Origin of the sequence: Acinetobacter uliginosus (genome assembly GCF_044130295.1) — a bacterium.
Lineage (GTDB): Bacteria > Pseudomonadota > Gammaproteobacteria > Pseudomonadales > Moraxellaceae > Acinetobacter.
The window spans coordinates 1-18480 of the sequence record NZ_JBIQOC010000061.1 but is presented as its reverse complement, the minus strand read 5'-3'; the positions used below and the strand labels follow the sequence as shown (position 1 = coordinate 18480).

15 protein-coding genes and 1 pseudogene are annotated in these 18480 nt (G+C 41.9%); 8 read left to right on the top strand and 8 right to left on the bottom strand.

All coding sequences use genetic code 11. The features are described from left to right. Positions 1 to 17: 17 nt before the first annotated feature. Entirely contained in the window at positions 18 to 1232 is a 1215-nt protein-coding gene (gene cgtA, locus ACE01T_RS12060; RefSeq protein ID WP_395519336.1) for an Obg family GTPase CgtA, read from the bottom strand. 269 nt (positions 1233 to 1501) lie between these two features. On the opposite strand from cgtA, the gene ACE01T_RS12055 reads away from it, so the two are divergent. Continuing rightward, positions 1502 to 2695 carry an MFS transporter gene (locus ACE01T_RS12055; RefSeq protein WP_180044303.1) on the top strand — a complete coding sequence of 398 codons (1194 nt, stop codon included), beginning with the start codon at positions 1502 to 1504 and terminating at the stop codon, positions 2693 to 2695. A gap of 57 nt (positions 2696 to 2752) precedes the next feature. Here the strand turns inward: ACE01T_RS12055 and ACE01T_RS12050 are convergent, their stop codons facing one another. The 6 genes and pseudogenes from ACE01T_RS12050 to uvrB form a co-directional block, all read right to left on the bottom strand. Further along, positions 2753 to 3364 carry a hypothetical protein gene (locus tag ACE01T_RS12050; protein WP_180174784.1) on the bottom strand — a complete coding sequence of 204 codons (612 nt, stop codon included), beginning with the start codon at positions 3362 to 3364 and terminating at the stop codon, positions 2753 to 2755. Between the two features lie 29 nt (positions 3365 to 3393). After that, positions 3394 to 3768: a winged helix-turn-helix transcriptional regulator gene (locus ACE01T_RS12045; protein WP_166167111.1), complete on the bottom strand. Its 375-nt coding sequence runs from the start codon at positions 3766 to 3768 to the stop codon at positions 3394 to 3396. Positions 3769 to 3972: 204 nt separating this feature from the next. Beyond that, positions 3973 to 5430: a glyceraldehyde-3-phosphate dehydrogenase gene (locus ACE01T_RS12040; protein ID WP_395519335.1), complete on the bottom strand. Its 1458-nt coding sequence runs from the start codon at positions 5428 to 5430 to the stop codon at positions 3973 to 3975. A gap of 268 nt (positions 5431 to 5698) precedes the next feature. Further along, complete coding sequence (gene rarD, locus ACE01T_RS12035) at positions 5699 to 6628, bottom strand: EamA family transporter RarD (RefSeq protein WP_180174783.1); 930 nt, start codon at positions 6626 to 6628, stop codon at positions 5699 to 5701. A gap of 147 nt (positions 6629 to 6775) precedes the next feature. Beyond that, positions 6776 to 7363, bottom strand: a pseudogene (locus ACE01T_RS12030) (lipocalin family protein). 160 nt (positions 7364 to 7523) lie between these two features. Next, on the bottom strand, positions 7524 to 9548 hold the full coding sequence (gene uvrB / locus ACE01T_RS12025) for an excinuclease ABC subunit UvrB (protein WP_180044575.1): 2025 nt from the start codon (positions 9546 to 9548) through the stop codon (positions 7524 to 7526). A 182-nt stretch (positions 9549 to 9730) separates the two neighbouring features. Here uvrB and ACE01T_RS12020 point away from each other — a divergent pair, with 182 nt between their 5' ends. Both ACE01T_RS12020 and ACE01T_RS12015 read left to right on the top strand, forming a co-directional pair. Further along, entirely contained in the window at positions 9731 to 10519 is a 789-nt protein-coding gene (locus ACE01T_RS12020) for an A1S_2505 family phage non-structural protein (protein WP_180044580.1), read from the top strand. Between the two features lie 195 nt (positions 10520 to 10714). Next, complete coding sequence (locus ACE01T_RS12015) at positions 10715 to 12172, top strand: sensor domain-containing diguanylate cyclase (RefSeq protein WP_180042293.1); 1458 nt, start codon at positions 10715 to 10717, stop codon at positions 12170 to 12172. Between the two features lie 77 nt (positions 12173 to 12249). On the opposite strand, the gene ACE01T_RS12010 is transcribed toward ACE01T_RS12015, so the two are convergent. Then, positions 12250 to 12429, bottom strand: coding sequence for a hypothetical protein (locus ACE01T_RS12010; protein ID WP_086199367.1), 180 nt, complete (start codon positions 12427 to 12429; stop codon positions 12250 to 12252). 432 nt (positions 12430 to 12861) lie between these two features. Here ACE01T_RS12010 and ACE01T_RS12005 point away from each other — a divergent pair, with 432 nt between their 5' ends. The 5 genes from ACE01T_RS12005 to chrA all read left to right on the top strand — a co-directional run bounded on the left by ACE01T_RS12005 (position 12862) and on the right by chrA (position 18223). Further along, positions 12862 to 13944 (top strand): OmpW/AlkL family protein, encoded by a 1083-nt coding sequence (locus ACE01T_RS12005; protein WP_395519334.1) that lies wholly within the window; start codon positions 12862 to 12864, stop codon positions 13942 to 13944. A gap of 154 nt (positions 13945 to 14098) precedes the next feature. Then, entirely contained in the window at positions 14099 to 15313 is a 1215-nt protein-coding gene (locus ACE01T_RS12000) for an MFS transporter (RefSeq protein ID WP_395519333.1), read from the top strand. Further along, positions 15306 to 15440 (top strand): hypothetical protein, encoded by a 135-nt coding sequence (locus ACE01T_RS11995; protein ID WP_257221752.1) that lies wholly within the window; start codon positions 15306 to 15308, stop codon positions 15438 to 15440. The genes ACE01T_RS12000 and ACE01T_RS11995 overlap by 8 nt, the downstream gene beginning before the upstream one ends. 188 nt (positions 15441 to 15628) lie before the next feature. Then, on the top strand, positions 15629 to 16591 hold the full coding sequence (locus tag ACE01T_RS11990) for a TauD/TfdA dioxygenase family protein (RefSeq protein WP_180082552.1): 963 nt from the start codon (positions 15629 to 15631) through the stop codon (positions 16589 to 16591). A 402-nt stretch (positions 16592 to 16993) separates the two neighbouring features. Further along, the gene (gene chrA / locus ACE01T_RS11985; RefSeq protein WP_395519332.1) at positions 16994 to 18223 is read left to right on the top strand and encodes a chromate efflux transporter; all 1230 of its coding nucleotides are present in this window, start codon (positions 16994 to 16996) and stop codon (positions 18221 to 18223) included. Positions 18224 to 18480: the final 257 nt, after the last annotated feature.

Here is an 18480-nt window from a genome sequence, read left to right as displayed (position 1 = left end):
TACTCTTATTGCAGAGCTTAACGTACGTAGTACACTTCCATTTCACCATCATCACCGTCTTCATCATCATCGTCATCACCTAGAATACCGGCAAGACGCTGTTGACGACGCATCTCACGATACGCTTCTTTCGCTGCGATGGTTTGTTCACGTGTTTCAGCTTCAAGCTGGTCACGGAACGCTTTTAATTGTGCTGCGTATTCTGGATCTTCAGCTTCGAGTTCACGTTGTTTCTCGATTTCATCCATGAGGTAATACACAACTTCTTTAGTCCCTTCAGACATGAGGCCTGAAGTTTTGAATACCGGACCTGCCCATTGCATTTCCTCAAGAAGATGCTTACACCATTCTTCACGCGTATCTTCGTCAAGTTGGTCAACCTTGTTCAGCACCAGTACCACTGGTAATTTAGCAAGTGTTGGAGAGAATTTTTTTAACTCATTCAAAATTGCTTTGGCATTGTGTGCCGGATCTGAGCCGTCAATCGGTTGTACATCAACAATGTGCAACAAAATACGGGTACGGGCCAAATGCTTAAGGAAACGAATACCCAGACCCGCACCTTCAGATGCACCTTCAATCAGTCCGGGAATATCGGCCATCACAAATGAACGGTGACGGTCAGCATCAACCACGCCCAGATTCGGCACCATGGTGGTAAATGGATAGTCTGCAACTTTTGGTTTTGCAGCAGAAACCGCACGAATAAAGGTCGATTTACCTGCGTTAGGCATCCCAAGCAAGCCAACATCCGCCAATACTTTAAGTTCTAGACGCACTTCACGGAATTCACCTTTGGCGCCGTGAGTACATTTACGTGGTGAACGGTTGGTAGAAGATTTGAAGTGAGTATTCCCTAAACCACCTTCACCGCCTGCTGCAACCAATACACGCTGACCATCAGCGACCAGGTCACCGATGATATCGCCAGATTCTGTATCTACAATGGTAGTTCCAACCGGAACCAGTAATACGGTGTCTTCACCGCCGCGGCCTGCACAGTTTGCACCGCGACCATTTTTTGCACGTTCTGCACGAAATTTACGTGTATAACGATAATCTACTAGGGTGCTGGTGTCATCGTTGGCCTGAATATAAATACTACCGCCACGGCCACCGTCACCACCATCTGGACCACCAAATGGTACGAACTTTTCACGGCGAAAACTGGCTACGCCATTGCCACCGTCGCCAGCCTCTACGGTAATGACTGCTTCATCAACAAAGCGCATGCTGCCAATCCTCTAAAAACTTTAAAACCCCATATTCTGCCATATTTTAAAGAATTTCTCGAATATATTTATTCAGCACTCCATGAAGATGACTGAATTTAGTTTTATTTTATAAACATCAATCAAAAAGCTGATGTTGTCCGATCTTTTTGCCAAGCAATTATTTTCCAACCGTTGATATAAATTAATGATCACATGATTGATTTTACTTATTTCAGAATCTGAACAACTCTCCTTATAGTGCATGCAGCGTTGTTTGAGTCCTGATCATGTCTTTGCCAAAACCTGAAACTGTCAGCCCTTTGTCATCACAATTTGTATTGCTTATGGCAATCGCCTGCGGTTTATGTGCAGGTTCGGCTTATTTTAATCAGCCGCTGATTTATTCGATTGAAAAGAGTTTGAGAATTAACACCAGTCAGGCTGGCTTAACCGTCGTGCTTGCCCAAATTGGTTATGTACTTGGCTTAATGCTGTTGGTGCCTTTAGGCGACTTCCTGAATAAACGTAAACTTGTGGTCAGTTTGATGGTATTTGCTGCCATCTCGCAAATTCTGCTGTCATTGAGCACCACCCTTAGCACCTTATATCTTTTCACCCTGTGTGCTACCTTTGGGGCAATTTCCGCTCAGGTTTTGATTCCTTTTGCCTCAACAATTAGTCCACCCGAATCCAGTGCTGCAACGGTTGGAAAACTCATGAGCGGTTTGGTGATGGGGATTATCCTGTCACGGACCTTTGCTGGTTTTGTCTCAACATACTGGTCCTGGGAAGCTGTGTATTTATCCAGTGGCGTGATCACCCTGCTGTTTGCTGTTGTGATGTGGAAAAAATTACCGAATACTCAACCTCAAACTGGCTTAACCATCAGCAGTATTTACCGTTCATTGTTTACACTTGCCCGAAACAATCCACATTTAATCCGTCGTGCCTGTGCCGGTGCTTTGGGCTTTGGTATCTTGTCGATGGTCTTTACCTCGATGACCTTTGTCCTAGGCAATGCACCTTACTACTTTAGTGATTTTGAAATTGGCCTGTTTGGCTTGCTCGGTGTTATCGGGATTTATTCATCGAGCTGGTCGGGCAAAACTGTGGGGCAAGGCAAGGAAAATCTGGTCGCAAAACTGTGTATTTTTCTGATGCTGTTTTCATGTATTCCCCTGTTCTTTGCCCAGCAGAATATTTGGGTTTACGCAATTGGGGTTTTGATGAGTTATTTTGGTCTCACCGCCTTTCATGTCCTAAACCAAAATCTGGTTTACCGGATTGACCTAAAAGCACGCTCACGAATTAATGCAGTCTATATGACCATCTATTTTTCGGGTGCAGCTTTGGGTTCGCTGGGTGCAGTATATGCATGGGAACACTTTGGGTGGATTGGCTGTGTTGCACTCGGTCTGGTCTTCTCGATTGGAATTTTGCTGATTGACCGTTTTGATTTTAAAAAGATGAAGCAGGCTTAAATTTAAATGAAGGAATAGGTTAAAAGAGCCTGTTCCTTCTTAATCTTTAAAAGCACATTATTCAAACCGATAAAGCGAAATTTTAAGTAACAAATCTATAACTTGTTTGTGTAAGAGCATAAATCTGCTTGGATCACCTAATAAATACTTTAATGTTTCAATTTCTTCTGCTCTTTTAACCTCATCAATATCTAATAATATACCCGCTTCAATTTCCCATAATTGACTTAAGTATTTTTCTAAAATCTCCGAATCTTCTCCATGGTATGAAGCTTCAATTACATTTAAATCGTAATGATATTGGAGAAAAATATTTTGCAATTCCTTACACTTATCAAATATCAAAGCATTAGATTCATTTTCTTTATATTCATATTCTTTTAAGAACCAAGTTATAAACCATATATCTGCTGATTTTAATTCCATTATTTTTCTGATTTTTTGTGCTAATAAAGCACAATCTTCTAATCTCTTTTGCAAACTCCATTGCTTCAAACTTATGATTAAAACAATTGGGGCAAACATTGTCGCCGACCAAATCAAAAGGTTTGTTGCAGTAGACTTATCTTCTACAAACATTTGTATCAGCGCATAAAGTGCAATGCTGATAGCACATAAAATCCCATAGATCGCCAATAAAGTAGCAACCAAATTTTCAGATTTTTTCATTTATTGCTTCCCTCAAGACAATTTAATTCTTATTTAGCAATACGGTCTTTATTTTCCAAAATCTCAGGCAAACTCCGCTCTACCCAGCCAATCAAATAATTCATTTTTTCTGCTGCTTGCGAACCTAAAATGGTCAGCTGATATTCCACTTTGGGTGGCACCACCGGATAGACCGTGCGCAGGATAAAACCATCCTGTTCCAGCATTTTTAGCGTTTGTGACAGCATTTTTTCACTCACCCCTTCAATGCGCTGTTTCAGCTCACTAAAACGATGTACCCCTTCACTTAAACAACGTAGAACCAATACCGACCATTTGTTCGCGAGATGTTCCAATATTTCCCGTGATGGACATTCATTCGATAACACCTGCCCCAACAAAGGACTGATCGCATATTTACTCATTCAAGCTCTCTCCATCTGTATATTTTTATCTTTTACTTACTATTTTTAATGTACTTACCATTTGTAAGCTATCAGATTAGAATTTCGGCTACAAGTATCATTTTTTAATTAAATTCAGTAAAAATTTCTGCTTATAGCATGAGCTTAAAATAACGGCATAAAAAAGGAGCCTCTATAGAGACTCCCTTTTACTACTTTAACAAATTATGCATTTGTTTCAGCAGGAATTTTTGGGTAGCTTACGCCGCCCATCTGTTCTGCGATACGTAATACCTGGCAGCTATAACCCACTTCGTTATCGTACCAAACATAGCAAGTTAAACGGTTGCCTGAAGTGATTGTTGCTTGCGCATCAAATACACCTGCAGTACGTGAACCGATAAAGTCAGAAGATACCACTTCAGTTGAGTTGGTATAACCGATTTGACCTTGAAGGTTTGAGTTGATTGAGATTTGACGAATGTATTCGTTCACTTCTTCACGATCTACTTCTTTCTCAAGGGTTAAGTTAAGAATAGCCAATGAAACGTTTGGTGTAGGAACGCGTACAGAGTTACCAGTCAACTTGCCTTTAAGCGCAGGAAGTGCTTTAGCAACCGCTTTAGCAGCACCTGTTTCCGTAATAACCATGTTCAATGTTGCAGCACGGCCACGACGGTCAGCTTTATGGTAATTGTCGATCAGGTTCTGGTCGTTTGTGAACGAGTGAACTGTTTCAACGTGACCATTCAGCACTTTGTATTTGTCTTCTAACACTTTAAGTGTTGGCGTGATGGCGTTAGTCGTACAGCTTGCAGCAGAGATGATAGTATCTTCATCAAGAATGTCGGCTTGGTTCACACCGTATACAACGTTCTTCATGTCACCTTTACCAGGTGCAGTCAAGATTACGCGTGCAGCGCCTGGGCATTGAAGATGTTGAGCAAGACCTTCAGCATCACGCCATTTACCCGTGTTATCAATCACCAGTGCATTGTTAATACCGTAAGCAGTGTAGTCCACTTCAGATGGGCTAGATGCATAGATCACTTTAATGAAATTACCGTTTGCAATAATGGCTTCGTTTTCTTCATCAACTGAAATTGTGCCTTGGAACGGACCATGGATAGAGTCGCGACGCAGCAATGAAGCACGTTTTTCCAAATCACCATCAGATGATTTACGCACCACGATTGCTTTAAGATTTAAACCACGACCCAAACCTGATTGGCCAATGATTAAACGCGCAAGAATACGACCGATACGACCAAAACCGTAAAGAACAACATCTTTGCCTTCTATAACCTTCGCATTACCTGCTAAAGATTTCACTGCTTCAGCAACAAAAGCGTCTACGTCACCGCCTTTTTCCTTGAATTCAACAGCAAGTTTACCTAGATCAATTTCTGCTGAACCAATATTTTCAATTTTAGCTAAAGCTTCTAAAATCGGGAAAGTGTGAACCACAGAAAGCTCAACATCCATAACACGTGTACGGCGATGCGCTTTTAAAATCTGGATTACTGAACGGTTAACTAAAGAACGACCGTATACAGAAGTCACGATATTTTTTTCACGATATAGTTGACCAATCAGGGCAATCATACGTTCCGCGATTTCTTCACGGTTTTTCCAGCGACCTTGGTGCTCTGCATGTAGGGCGATGATAGTGTCTTTGCTCACAGCTACGTCCTCTAATTAATTGTATATCTAGGCATAAATTTCAAACCCGACAATTGTAAAGGAATTATCAGCAACTTTGAATCAAAAGCTGAATGTTCAACGTGCTTTTTACGATATATTCACTATAAATTTATAAAATAGTTGTAATTATTTTCATGATTTTACTGTTAAAAGATCAGAAAGCGATTTAAAAAGTAAAAGTATACTTTTTTGTTAAATGTTGCTTAATCAAACAACCTGAGTTTTTACCCAGTTTACCGAATGCAGTCTATTTCAAACGATCCTGATAGTTTTCCACATTTTGATTCAGTGCACGCTGTTTATGCTTTTGTTTGATGATATGAATTGTACCCTCAATGACCAGCAATAAAACGGCAATCCAGATGGGAATATACGTCAGCCATTCTCCTGCCTCAACCCGCTCCCCTAACACAATAGAAGCAAAGGCCAAAAGCACGGGCTCGAGATAACTCAGCAATCCAAAAATCACAAAAGGCAAATAACGGCTGGCCAGCATATAACTGCCCAGTCCCAACGCACTTAAAAAACCCAAGCCAATCACGGCAATAATTAAATGTGGAAAATGAGCCATTAAACTCAGACTATCGCTATGCATAAAGCCCAAGTAAAAAGCCACTGGCAAAATGAGGCATAAATCCCACCAGAAACCGCCCAAATGATCCGTTTTAAAGACCCGGCGTAAAAAGAAATATAAGGGATAAGCCAAAGCGACATAAACTGTTTCCCAGGCGATACTGCCGATGCGCCAGATTTCGTGTCCTACCCCTAAAATGGCCAATATCACGGCAGCCAACTGCCATTTCGACAGTTTTTCCTTATAAAGCACACAACCCACCAGCACCATCACCAAAGGCAACAGGAAATACCCCAGTGAAACTTGCAGACCACGGCCATTAATGGGACCCCAGAGAAACAGCCACAGTTGTGTGGTACAAAGCAGGGAGCTAAAAATCAGCCAGATCAGGAACACAGGCTGTTTAACCATACGCTTAAAAATCTGGGAAATATGCTGCAAATCACCCGACCACCACATAAACAGGGTTAGAAAAGGCAGCGTGGCCAGCATGCGCCAGGCAAAAGTCTGTTCGCTGTCCAAAGGTTTTAAAAATTGCGTATAAAAATACAACACCCCAAAAGTAACGGATGCCAATACTGACAAAGCCAAGCCTTTATACATCTTTTACCTCAAGGGGATTATTCATTTCATGACTTTGCGAAACCATCCAAAATACTGGATCATTCAACTTTAAAATCGGAGCTATCTTAACAAATAAAAAACCATGCCTAAGCATGGTTTTGAACTTTTGTTAAAGTATGTAGTATGTTACCTGATCGTCTGCTTGGTATGAATCACATCACCCACGTCATAGCCCAACGACTTGGCATATTCCAAATATTCGTTGACGACTGCCTGATCAGGTTGTGGAGTACGGGACAATACCCACATGTATTTGCGGCGTGGTTCCCCCACTAATACCGTCTGATAATTCTCATCAAGCTTAAGCACCCAATAATCCCCTCGACCGAAGGGTAACCAGCGAATCGCCTCAGGCAAGAAACTGACTTTTAATTTGCTATTAAAAGGTGCATTTTCAATAAATGCCTCTCCACTCGACTGGGTGAGGTTACCCTCTTTGGTATAGCAGCGGTTATCTACAACCACATTGCCGTTCTCGTTCAGGGTATAGGTCGCGGTGACATCACGATCACACTTATTTTGAAAATACAGCGGCTTGCGAGCCACTTCATACTAGACACCCAGATATTTATCCAGCTCAACCTTTTCCACCGTTTGTAGTGGCTTGGTTTGCGCATATGCCATTGTCGCCATACCCAAACCCAGCAATACAGCTCCACCGACGGCAATTTTAGCCAGTTTATAGCCCGCTTTTGGAAGATTATCGCCTGTCATAAAAGTACCTTTCAGTCAAAATTTTAAATTCTTTAAGTGCTTACACATTTAAAAATAACGACTCCAACCCCACCATACTGTAGCGTTATGTAAGGTCTGTTGACATTTCATATATGGATTGCCAACAGACCTTAATTATTTTGCAATGAAAATCATCAAGCTAACTCAGCATCTGTGCCTTCAGACGAACTATTTCATCACGCAGTCGCGCTGCCTGTTCAAACTGCAATTCTTTCGAAGCTTTGAGCATCTCTTTTTCCAGTTTGGACAAATGTTTTGCCAGCAATTTAGGGTCTGCCAAAATGTGACGTTCATCAGCACTTAAGGCACGTGCCTGATCCGAAATCTTCTCATCAATTTGATCATCAGTCAGCACTTCACCGGTATCGATATCCTGGTTATTTTGACGTTTGGTACTTCTTGGAATAATCCCATGCAGCTCATTAAACTCGATCTGTTTGGCTCGGCGGCGCTCAGTTTCATCCATGGCTTTTTGCATGGAGTCGGTAATGCGATCTGCATACAGAATGGCTTTACCATTCACGTTACGTGCAGCACGACCAATGGTTTGGATCAATGAACGTTCCGAGCGCAAGAAGCCTTCTTTATCGGCGTCCAGAATGGCCACAAGGGACACTTCCGGCATATCCAGACCTTCCCGCAGCAGGTTAATACCGACCAGCACATCATGCACACCGCTACGCAGCTCATGGATAATCTTGGTTCGTTCCACGGTATCAATGTCTGAATGCAGATAAGCCACCTTGACCCCGTATTCTTTTAAATACGAAGTTAAGTCTTCCGCCATTCGTTTGGTCAAGGTCGTAACCAGAACACGTTCATCCAGTTCCTTACGGATATTGATTTCCGAAAGCACATCATCGACCTGAGTCAGCACGGGACGAATTTCGATTTCAGGATCGACCAGTCCAGTTGGACGAACCACCTGCTCGGCAATCTGCTGCGCTTTTTCCAGCTCATATTTTGCCGGTGTGGCACTGACATAAATCGTGGATGGAATAATACGTTCCCATTCTTCAAACTGCATCGGACGGTTATCTAACGCACTCGGCAAACGGAAACCATAATTGACCAGATTTTCCTTACGTGAACGGTCACCCTTATACATGGCACCAATTTGCGGCACCGTGACATGCGATTCATCAATAATCAGCAAGGCATCATCGGGAATATAGTCAAATAAGGTCGGTGGTGCCTCACCTGCCGGTCGACCGGACAAATGACGTGAATAGTTTTCGATGCCGTTGGTATAGCCCAATTGCTGCATCATTTCCAAGTCATAGCGGGTACGCTGTTCAATGCGCTGTGCTTCCAGCAATTTATCATGCGCGCGAAAGAAACCCAGACGCTCCTGAAGTTCTTCACGAATGGTACCAATGGCACGCTGTAAATTATCCTTCGGAGTAACATAATGACTTTTAGGATAAATGGTCACGCGTGGAACTTTACGCACCATTTTTCCGGTTAAGGGATCAAACCAGCGAATGGAATCGACTTCATCATCAAACAGTTCAATGCGGATGGCATCCTGATCCGACTCAGCCGGAAAAATATCAATAATTTCACCACGGATACGGTAAGTACCACGCAAAAATTCCAGTTCGTTACGGCTATATTGCATTTCTACCAGACGGCGAATAATGTCATCACGGCTGATCCGGTCGCCCTGCACAATATGCAGCAACATGCTCATATAGGCATTCGGATCACCCAGACCATAAATGGCAGACACCGACGCGACAATGATGGCATCACGGCGTTCCAGTAATGACCGCGTTGCCGAAAGACGCATCTGGTCTATATGGTCATTAATCGCCGAGTCTTTTTCAATAAAGGTATCGGAAGATGGCACATACGCTTCAGGCTGATAATAGTCGTAATAGCTGACGAAATATTCAACCGCATTATTCGGGAAAAATGACTTGAACTCGCCATACAGCTGTGCAGCCAAGGTTTTGTTATGTGCCATAACGATGGTAGGACGCTGTAACTGGGAAATCACATTGGCCATGGTATAGGTTTTACCTGAACCGGTTACCCCAAGTAACAACTGGTCGTGATAGCCTTTTTGAATACCTTTGACTAATTTTTCAATGGCTTGTGGCTGATCCCCCGCAGGCTGATAGCTGGTCACTAATTCAAAAGGTTGATGACTATCCGACATATTATTCAGCTTCTATACACTAATGCAGTTTGAATGATATGAGGGTTAAAGCTCAACATTCAATATCAATCTCCTGATATTTAGCGAGGGACTTATATAAAGAAAATTCCAACATTTTTGTCTTGACCGCATGTGCATTCAATAGCAACATGAGACAAAGCCTCATGATCACAATAAAGCCTATGACTTACCATTACCATGACGAAAGTATTGTCAAAAATCTACCGGAAGATACAGTTTTTGTCTTTGGCAGCAACATGGCAGGAAACCATGCAGGTGGGGCTGCGCGTACTGCCCTGCAATACTTTGGCGCAATGCAAGGCGTAGGACGTGGCTGGTCAGGTCAAAGTTATGCCATTCCCACCATGAACGAGCATTTGCAACAGATGCCCTTGTCGCAAATTCAGCACTATATTGATGATTTCAAGATTTATACCAAAAACCATCCGAAAATGACTTATTTCATTACCTCGGTGGGTTGCGGCATTGCTGGCTATAAAACTGAAGAAATTGCCCCAATGTTTAAGGGTATTTCACATAATGTGATTTTTCCCATTTCTTTCCGCCCTTTTGTAGAAAGAGCCTTACCCAAGCTGACCCGTCATTTTCTCAGAACGGTATTTACCGATGAGGTTATTTTCTCCTCCCCAGATGAAGATATTACTGCCTGTTTGGATTTGTCAGAAAATGAAAAAAGTGCCGCCCGAATTATTCTCAATACCCAAATGTACCCAACCGACAGTAATGGCCGGGACCGAAATTTTGAAATTTCAGACATTTTGCATGTGTTAAACGGCAAGATTTTTGACTGGCAAGACCATTCAGAAGGTTCGATGATGTTTGGCGGAGTCATTCTGGGTTTGCTTGAACTCTACAATATCAACGAAAAAGACTTTATGGATGTCTGGCAAGGTGAACGTGAAATTTCTGCGCCTAAGCCAGAAAACAAGGCCCGTAGAGCCAGCCGTTAAGCTTTAATCCTATTTCATAAAACCGATCTTGAAAGCCAGTTCCAGAATTGGCTTTTTTTATCTACCTAATTTTTTTTATTTTGAGATACCCTACTCATTAAAAATACATATTATTTTACTTATCATATTATTTTAAAATCATTTTTTACATCATATACTTGATACTTAAATTCTAAAAAATAATGAGCGCCTTAAATGGACATGCTGAACTCCCCTTTTTTTGAACTCTCTCCTGTTGCCATGTGGCTGGAAGACTATAGTGAAATCAAAAAACAATTTGATCTTTGGCGTGATCAGGGCGTGCAAGATCTGTTCAGTTTCCTGCAAGAAGATGAATCACGTATTCTTGCATGCGCAAAAAAAATTAAATTATTAAAGGTCAATTCTAAAACCCTTGAACTTTATCAGGCCAATGATTTTGAACATCTATCGCAAAACCTGCAATTAGTCTTTAAAGAAGATATGGCAAAAACCCATATCCACGAACTGGTTGCGTTGTGGAATGGTGAAACTCGTTTTTCCAATTCTGCGGTAAACTATACCTTGACTGGAAAGCGCCTGGATATCCAGCTCAAAGGCATTGTACTGCCGAAACATGAACAGGATTTATCCCTGGTATTAATTACCACCGAAGACATCACTTCTTACACTGAAGCCTGCCGTAAGGAAGAACGAAGCCGCCATCTGGCAGAGGCACGCTTTACTTATTCTCCAACCTCTCTTTGGATAGAAGATTTCAGCCGTATTAAAATTAAACTGGATCAATTGCGTAAATTAGGCATTGAAGATTTTGCCACCTTTCTGGATGTGCATAGTGAGTTTGTCATTGAATGCATCAAGGAAATTAAAGTCATTGATGTCAATCAAGCCACCCTCGATTTGTTTGGTGCAGCCAGTAAAGAGATTTTATTAAAAAATCTTCATAAAGTTTTTGCTGAGGAAATGGTTCGAACATTCCGGGAACAATTGATTGAACTGTGGAACGGTCATCTGCATCATCAACGTGAAGTAGTCAATTACGCAATTGATGGCAGCATTCGCCATGTACTGCTGCAATTTACCGTATTTCCGGATTATCTGGATGACTGGAGCATTGTACAGGTTGCCCTGACTGATATTACGGCGCGCAAAAAAGCTGAACATTATCTTGAATATTTAGGCAAACACGATGTACTCACCCAACTGTACAACCGTTCTTTTTATGTGGCAGAACTGAACCGGCTTGAACGCAATTTATTACATCCAATTTCGTGTATTTTTATAGATTTAAACGGGCTGAAAACCCTGAATGACAGTCAGGGACACGATGCAGGTGACGGCGTCTTGCGGCGTATAGGCAACATCCTGAACCAGTTGATCCAGCATACGCCCTATTCGGCTTCACGCATTGGCGGAGACGAGTTTGTAGTCCTTTTACCAGGTGCAGATGAGGCAGCCTTACAAAACTGCCTGCAAAGTCTGCAGGAACTTTTGTCGGTGGACAATCAATTTTATGCCAATCAGCCGATCAGCCTGTCTATAGGTCATGCGACAAATTTGCCGCATGAACGGATTGAAGATATGCTGAAGCGTGCTGACCTGGAGATGTATCACCAGAAAAAGAATTACTATCAGAACCATGATAGACGAAACCAACTTTCTGACTCGAATTAAATATCCAAAACACCGGTTTAACTGCAATAAAAAAGCCATGGTCAGACCATGGCTTTTTTATTTTTTATATGAAGAACTTAACGCTTACCCATGGAGCGGCGTGTACCACGTGGTGGCATCCAGGTACGATCAGCATAGCGCTGCGGTTTAGGGCGTAAATCTTCCAAGACTTCATCGGAAGAATTCTCATCTGCCTTTTTCATCGGGAAAGGTAAATTAACCAAGGGTTTTTTCTTGGGCGTATTTTGGGTGCTCATATGATTCACTCAAGGATTTCTGCAGCATATTGTACGGAAAAATGCTTCTCAGTGCGAGACAGGATTTTAGCTCATGGTGCAATCACTTGAGTCAATTGCTTTAGTTATGCCAGCGATGATCTGTTTTTAACTGCATCGTCATCAGCATTGACCACATCAGCCCCTATATCAACGCTATTAATGCATTAAAAATATATAAATATCATCTCAATTCCTACCTGTTATTAACCTACAAAAACTTTATCCATTAGCAAAAACAGCAGTTTACATAAAGTTATTTTTCTTCATGTTACTGAAAAAAAACAGTTAATTTTTTACATGAATACTACCCGATTAATATTTTTGAGTAACAAAATGATTTTTCTCTAAATATAGAATAAGAAATGTGAACAAAAAAAATGAATAATCGAAAAATGGACATGGAGTCCCTGAATGAAAAAAACGTTATTTTGTATGATGTCGTCTCTTGCTGCCCTACCCGCTGTAAGCTATGCCGATTCACATTATTTCAGCTTAAAAGATGGCGATGGTTTTAAACGCTTTTCTGTTTCTGTCGGTGCCCTACATGTCATGCCGCAGGGTAAAGCCCAGCCCTTTCAGGTGAATACAGCTGTTAAAAATGGTGAAGTTGCCAAGAATGGCGATATTCAGGTCGATACTGTATTAAACAACCTAGATCCGGAGGTCAATCAGACTGCACTTGCCACCGTTTTAAGAGGTTTGGGCTTTTTTACCGGAGGTCAGCTTGGAAGCGAACTCAGTGGCAGCTCACAAATTTATGGGCTGGAACAATGGGATAACCCAGGTACAGGCCTAGAGGCCGATGATGTCACAACACTGGGGATCATGACCAATTACTTCTTTACAGATAACCTTTCCTTTGAAATCAAAGCCGGTATTCCGCCCAAAGTTGACTTACAGGGTAAAGGAAAGATTTATGCACCCTTCTCGGCTGTAGCAACACCGCAAATTGGTAACTTGCCCTTAGAATTCCTCAATATTGATTTGCAAAACAATATCTTTATTACCGATTTAGAAGCTCATGGACCTGCTGCCTCGGCTCGTGCCTGGACACCGGCCTTTGAGTTCCAGTATCACTTTGGTAAAACCGGAGTCAATAAATTCCGCCCTTATGTTGGTTTAGGTTTGATGTATGCTTATTTCAATGAACTGGAAATCAATCCGCGTACAGAACAGGACTTGATTGCAGCTGGTCATATGATTGCCAACATCAAACAAGGCAATGCAGGAGCGTCACTGGAAGGAAAACCAAGCAAAGCCAATCCTCAAGTCGAGCTCGAAGCGACCGATACGATTGCTCCAATTGCAACTGTCGGTTTTACCTATGATTTTAATGAGCGCTGGTTTGCTGTAGGATCGGTATCTTATGCACATCTGAAAAATGAAACCACGATTACGGTAGATGATCAACAATTAGGTAGATTAATTACCTCCAAAGCAGATATTGAAGTCAACCCGATACTTGCTTATGCGGGGATCGGTATGCGTTTCTAAGTTTTTAATAATCCAAAGACGGCTTTATGTCGTCTTTTTAATCTTTATAAAACTTTCTATAACTTAATTTTATCTTTTGTTGAAATTTAATTTAATCGCCTCGTCCTTTATAATCGAATAACATAGCCACAACACAACTCCGCATGGATGAAATATGTCAGACACCCGTTTTTCCAAACCTCTGATTTACATGTTAATTGGAAGTGCCGTTATTCTGGCTTTATCCTTGGGTGTCCGTCATGCATTTGGTTTATATCTTGTTCCTATGAGCCATGAGTTTGGCTGGGGACATAATGTCTTTAGTCTTGCCATTGCCATGCAAAACCTGATTTGGGGTGCAGTACAACCCATTACCGGAGTTTTTGCCGATAAATATGGCAGTAAAATTGTAGTTGCTATTGGTGGTGCACTTTATACCCTTGGCCTGTTACTGATGGCAGTCAGCTCCAGCGGCTTGCTGCTGAATTTAAGTGTCGGTTTAATTCTGGGTCTTGCCCTTTCTGCGACCTCTTTTCCCATATTGCTTTCTGCTGTGGGGCGTGCCGCACATCCTGAAAAACGCAGTCTGACGATGGGTATTGCCAGTGCAGCAGGCTCTTTTGGTCAATTTATCATGCTGCCATCGACCCTACTGCTTTTACAAAGTGTCGGCTGGTCAGCAGCATTAATGGTCAGTGCTATATTAATTGCTTTCATTATTCCATTGGCGTGGACTTTAAAAGCGCCTGCTTATACTCCTCCGAATGCATTAGCTACTATCAATAAACCTGCGTTGAGTATCAAAGAAATTCTGAGGATTGCCAAAAATCACAAACCGTTCTGGTTTCTGTCTTTAGGCTTTTTTGTCTGCGGTTTTCAGGTGGTGTTTATTGGTATTCATTTACCTGGTTACCTGATTGATCATGGTTTTGATGCCACCACAGGCACAGTATTTCTGGCTCTGGTCGGTTTATTTAATATTGTCGGTACGTATACCGCAGGCTGGCTGGGTGGAAAATACTCCAAACCTCACTTGCTGATGGGTTTATATGGCCTGCGTGGTATTGCCATTATTGGCTTTTTATTGCTGCCTTTGAGTATCTGGACAATTTACAGCTTTGGCATCATTATGGGCTTATTGTGGTTATCTACGGTTCCCCTGACTAACGGCATTGTGGCGAATATGTTTGGGATAAAATATCTGTCCATGCTCAGTGGCATCGTGTTCTTTACCCATCAGGTCGGCTCGTTCTTTGGTGGCTGGCTGGGGGGTGTCAATCATGACATGACCGGCGATTACAATATGATCTGGATGTTTTCTATTCTGTTAAGTGTATTTGGGGTTCTAGTTCATTTCTTTGTCAATGAGGAGCATGTGGTTCATGACTGATTCTATGCTTGGACTCAAAATTTTGGTTACCGCAGCAATTGGCCTGTTGTTGGGAATTGCGATTATGCTTTGGGTCAAAACACCACAACTGTTTGAGTATTTCAATCAGGCCTTTTGCGCGCATTAATGCTGAAATATCAGCAGTGAAAACAGCAAAAAAACCGCTTTCTTTTGCTGTTTATATTAAAAGTTTAACAATCATAGATTTAAATATTTTTCACTGGGATTTCATAAGCTTAGAAAATATTTTGATTTTATCTTTTGTTCTGGATTGCTTAGATTTTACTTCAACGTAAAAAACATCAGAGCAAAACAATGACGGCACTCACCCAACTTTCTCAGGCAATACATGATGCACCGCGCTGGCATCAGCCAGAACAATTTCAAAACCCGCAAGATATTTCTATTGTGCCCTTAGAGGGTGAAGCTTTAGGGGCTGTGGTTTTTGGTCTGGATGCACGTAAAGCCCAAGCGGGTGAAACCATTTACCGCCTGAAGCAGGCACTGGCCGAACATCTCATTTTAATTTTCAAAAACCAGCGTCTGGATGATTTACAGTATTTGGCCTTTGCCAGCTATTTTGGTTCCATTTTCCGCCCGAGTGCAGATAATCCGGTACTTGCCACCCAAACCGAAACCGGTACACCACCCGATGTCGTGCCCGTTTCCAATGCTGTGGGACAGGGTGACTACACCGGCTATGGTGAACTTTCGCCGCATGCCGATCACCAATGGACGCCACAACCGTCTTTTGGTTCATTGCTTTATGCCATTGAATTACCAAAAGACGGCGGGCAAACATCCTGGTTTAATACCATCCAGGCTTATGATGCTTTAGATGAAGCAACCAAACAGCATATCGATCAATTACAACTGATTACCTATAACCCCTTTGTTCGTCGACAACACCTTAAAGACAATGACAATAATGGTTATGGCAGCAGTCCTCTATATCGCTTTAAAGATCAGCCGATTATTGGTCATGCCTATCCTCATCCACTGGTGCGTACCCATCCTGAGAGTGGTCGTAAAGCGCTCTGGTTAAATACCCATTCCGAGGTGGAACTGGTCAATTATGATGATCAGGCTGGCAGTGAATTGATTGCTTCATTGCGCGAATATCTGTTAAAACCTGAATTTCGCTATGAACATCAATGGCAACAGGGCGATATCGTATTTTGGGATAATCAGGTTACCCTGCATTCACGCAAACCTTTTCCCAGTGAGCAGCGCCGTTTGCTAAAACGCATCAGTCTGGCAGGCGGTCGGCCTTATTAAGGGATTCATCCATCTGAAATAATAACAATAAACAATAGCTGAAAAATTACTCCACAGCATCATGACCTCATCTACATTTACGAAGATGCAAAACCGTAAATAAAATAAAAAATGCGTCATGATGCTGCAATTTTTTATTAACCCCCTTACCTTAGGATAGGCTCCCTCTACTTATCAGTAACTAGCGTGCGATACATCACATCAGGGATCATTTTCAATGATGGTCATCTTGTTTAAATATTTACGAGTTAAATTAAAAAATAAAAGCCCATCAAAAGTAATTACTTGGGATGGGCTTTTTCATATTTGCAATATGTATTGCAGGAAAACCATACAACAAGGTCAATCCGACCTGTTAATCTTGCCCGGGCTAAAACTCAAATATTTTTGGATCATTTCATCATGTCATCCCCTGTTCCCACGCTGTCAAATTTCAGCTTGTTTAAAATATTCCTCAGATTAGGCTGTACGGCATTTGGCGGTCCAGCAGCCCATCTGGTGTTTTTTTATCGGCGTTTTGTGCAACAGCTTGGTTATCTGGATGAGCATCAATATGCCCATCTGCTGGCCTTGGCACAAATTTTACCTGGACCTAGCAGTAGCCAGCTGGGTCTTGCAATTGGTTATCAGCTAAAAGGTTATCGGGGTGCGCTACTGGCATGGCTGGGCTTTACTTTACCTTCGGCACTGCTCATGACCCTTGCGGCAATGCTGGGTATTCAATTTTCTGGTTATTTTTCTGTCGAATTTTTCCATGTTATTCAACTCATTGTATTTAGCGTGGTGGCATGGGCATTCTGGCAAATGTTACGTAGCTTTTGTAAAGAGCAATGGCAGTATGTATTAATGCTAATGTCGGGCTTATTTGTCTATCTAGTTCCCATCAGTATCAATCAGGTTTTGGTGATTCTTTTTGGTGCTTTGGCAGGACTGATTTATCTGCATTATTTTCCGCAAAAAAATACCCCTAAACCCGTTACGGGCATCTCAATCACAGCTAAAAAACCTTTCGCTTATCTCTGGCTGATTTTATTTACCTTGCCTTTTGTACAGGTTCCAGCGCTACAATATTTCTTTCCCAGTATTTGGCTAGACAGTTTTACCGATTTATACCGCACGGCTTCTTTAGTCTTTGGTGGGGGGCATATTATTTTGCCATTTTTACAGCAGGACTTTGTGGCATCGGGCTTGGTCTCCCAGCAACATTTTGACCTGGGCTATGCCATTGCCCAGCTGATGCCAGGCCCATTATTCAGTTTCGCCAGCTATCTCGGTGCTTTATTACCTTTAAGTTCATCGCCAGTACTGAATGCCGCCTTTGCAACCGTGGTCATTTTCCTGCCTTCTTTTCTGCTGATCTTTGGCGCTTTACCTTACTGGTCACGCTTGATGCAATTTTCAGGTTTATTTCAGGCTCTGGCTGGCGTGAATGCCGCTGTGGTGGGCCTGTTATTATGCCTGGTGGTGCAGATGGGGCAAAAATATGTACTGTCTGGCTTAGATGTGCTTTTTATTATTACTGTCATTGCATTGCTTAAGAGCAAAATTCCAGTCTGGCTGAGCTTAATCAGCAGTTTCTTCAGTTATTACGGATTATTATGGTTATTGGAGCATTATGCCTTTTTCTCATAGCCTATAGAATCCAGTGATCCACTCTCTATTTACCCAGATTTTTTATCATGCAGCATTCGCTTACTTAAAGTGGACACTGTTTACTTTTAATCACTCAATCTCTCTATTTTCTTAGTCTATTTCTAATTAGCTTATTCAGATATCAATTTAAATTAGGCTCTAGACTAGCAGAATGATTATGTTAGTCTAGAATAATGATAGAAAACAGTAAATTAAGTCACTACAAGATTAAAAAAATTATTCAATGCTTTTGTGTT

Bases quoted from the DNA above. Each gene is read 5' to 3' on its own strand.
- cgtA (WP_395519336.1), bottom strand. From the start codon at position 1,232: ATGCGCTTTGTTGATGAAGCAGTCATTACCGTAGAGGCTGGCGACGGT.
- ACE01T_RS12055 (WP_180044303.1), top strand. From the start codon at position 1,502: ATGTCTTTGCCAAAACCTGAAACTGTCAGCCCTTTGTCATCACAATTT.
- ACE01T_RS12050 (WP_180174784.1), bottom strand. From the start codon at position 3,364: ATGAAAAAATCTGAAAATTTGGTTGCTACTTTATTGGCGATCTATGGG.
- ACE01T_RS12045 (WP_166167111.1), bottom strand. From the start codon at position 3,768: ATGAGTAAATATGCGATCAGTCCTTTGTTGGGGCAGGTGTTATCGAAT.
- rarD (WP_180174783.1), bottom strand. From the start codon at position 6,628: ATGTATAAAGGCTTGGCTTTGTCAGTATTGGCATCCGTTACTTTTGGG.
- uvrB (WP_180044575.1), bottom strand. From the start codon at position 9,548: ATGTCGGATAGTCATCAACCTTTTGAATTAGTGACCAGCTATCAGCCT.
- ACE01T_RS12020 (WP_180044580.1), top strand. From the start codon at position 9,731: ATGACTTACCATTACCATGACGAAAGTATTGTCAAAAATCTACCGGAA.
- ACE01T_RS12015 (WP_180042293.1), top strand. From the start codon at position 10,715: ATGGACATGCTGAACTCCCCTTTTTTTGAACTCTCTCCTGTTGCCATG.
- ACE01T_RS12010 (WP_086199367.1), bottom strand. From the start codon at position 12,429: ATGAGCACCCAAAATACGCCCAAGAAAAAACCCTTGGTTAATTTACCT.
- ACE01T_RS12005 (WP_395519334.1), top strand. From the start codon at position 12,862: ATGAAAAAAACGTTATTTTGTATGATGTCGTCTCTTGCTGCCCTACCC.
- ACE01T_RS12000 (WP_395519333.1), top strand. From the start codon at position 14,099: ATGTCAGACACCCGTTTTTCCAAACCTCTGATTTACATGTTAATTGGA.
- ACE01T_RS11995 (WP_257221752.1), top strand. From the start codon at position 15,306: ATGACTGATTCTATGCTTGGACTCAAAATTTTGGTTACCGCAGCAATT.
- ACE01T_RS11990 (WP_180082552.1), top strand. From the start codon at position 15,629: ATGACGGCACTCACCCAACTTTCTCAGGCAATACATGATGCACCGCGC.
- chrA (WP_395519332.1), top strand. From the start codon at position 16,994: ATGTCATCCCCTGTTCCCACGCTGTCAAATTTCAGCTTGTTTAAAATA.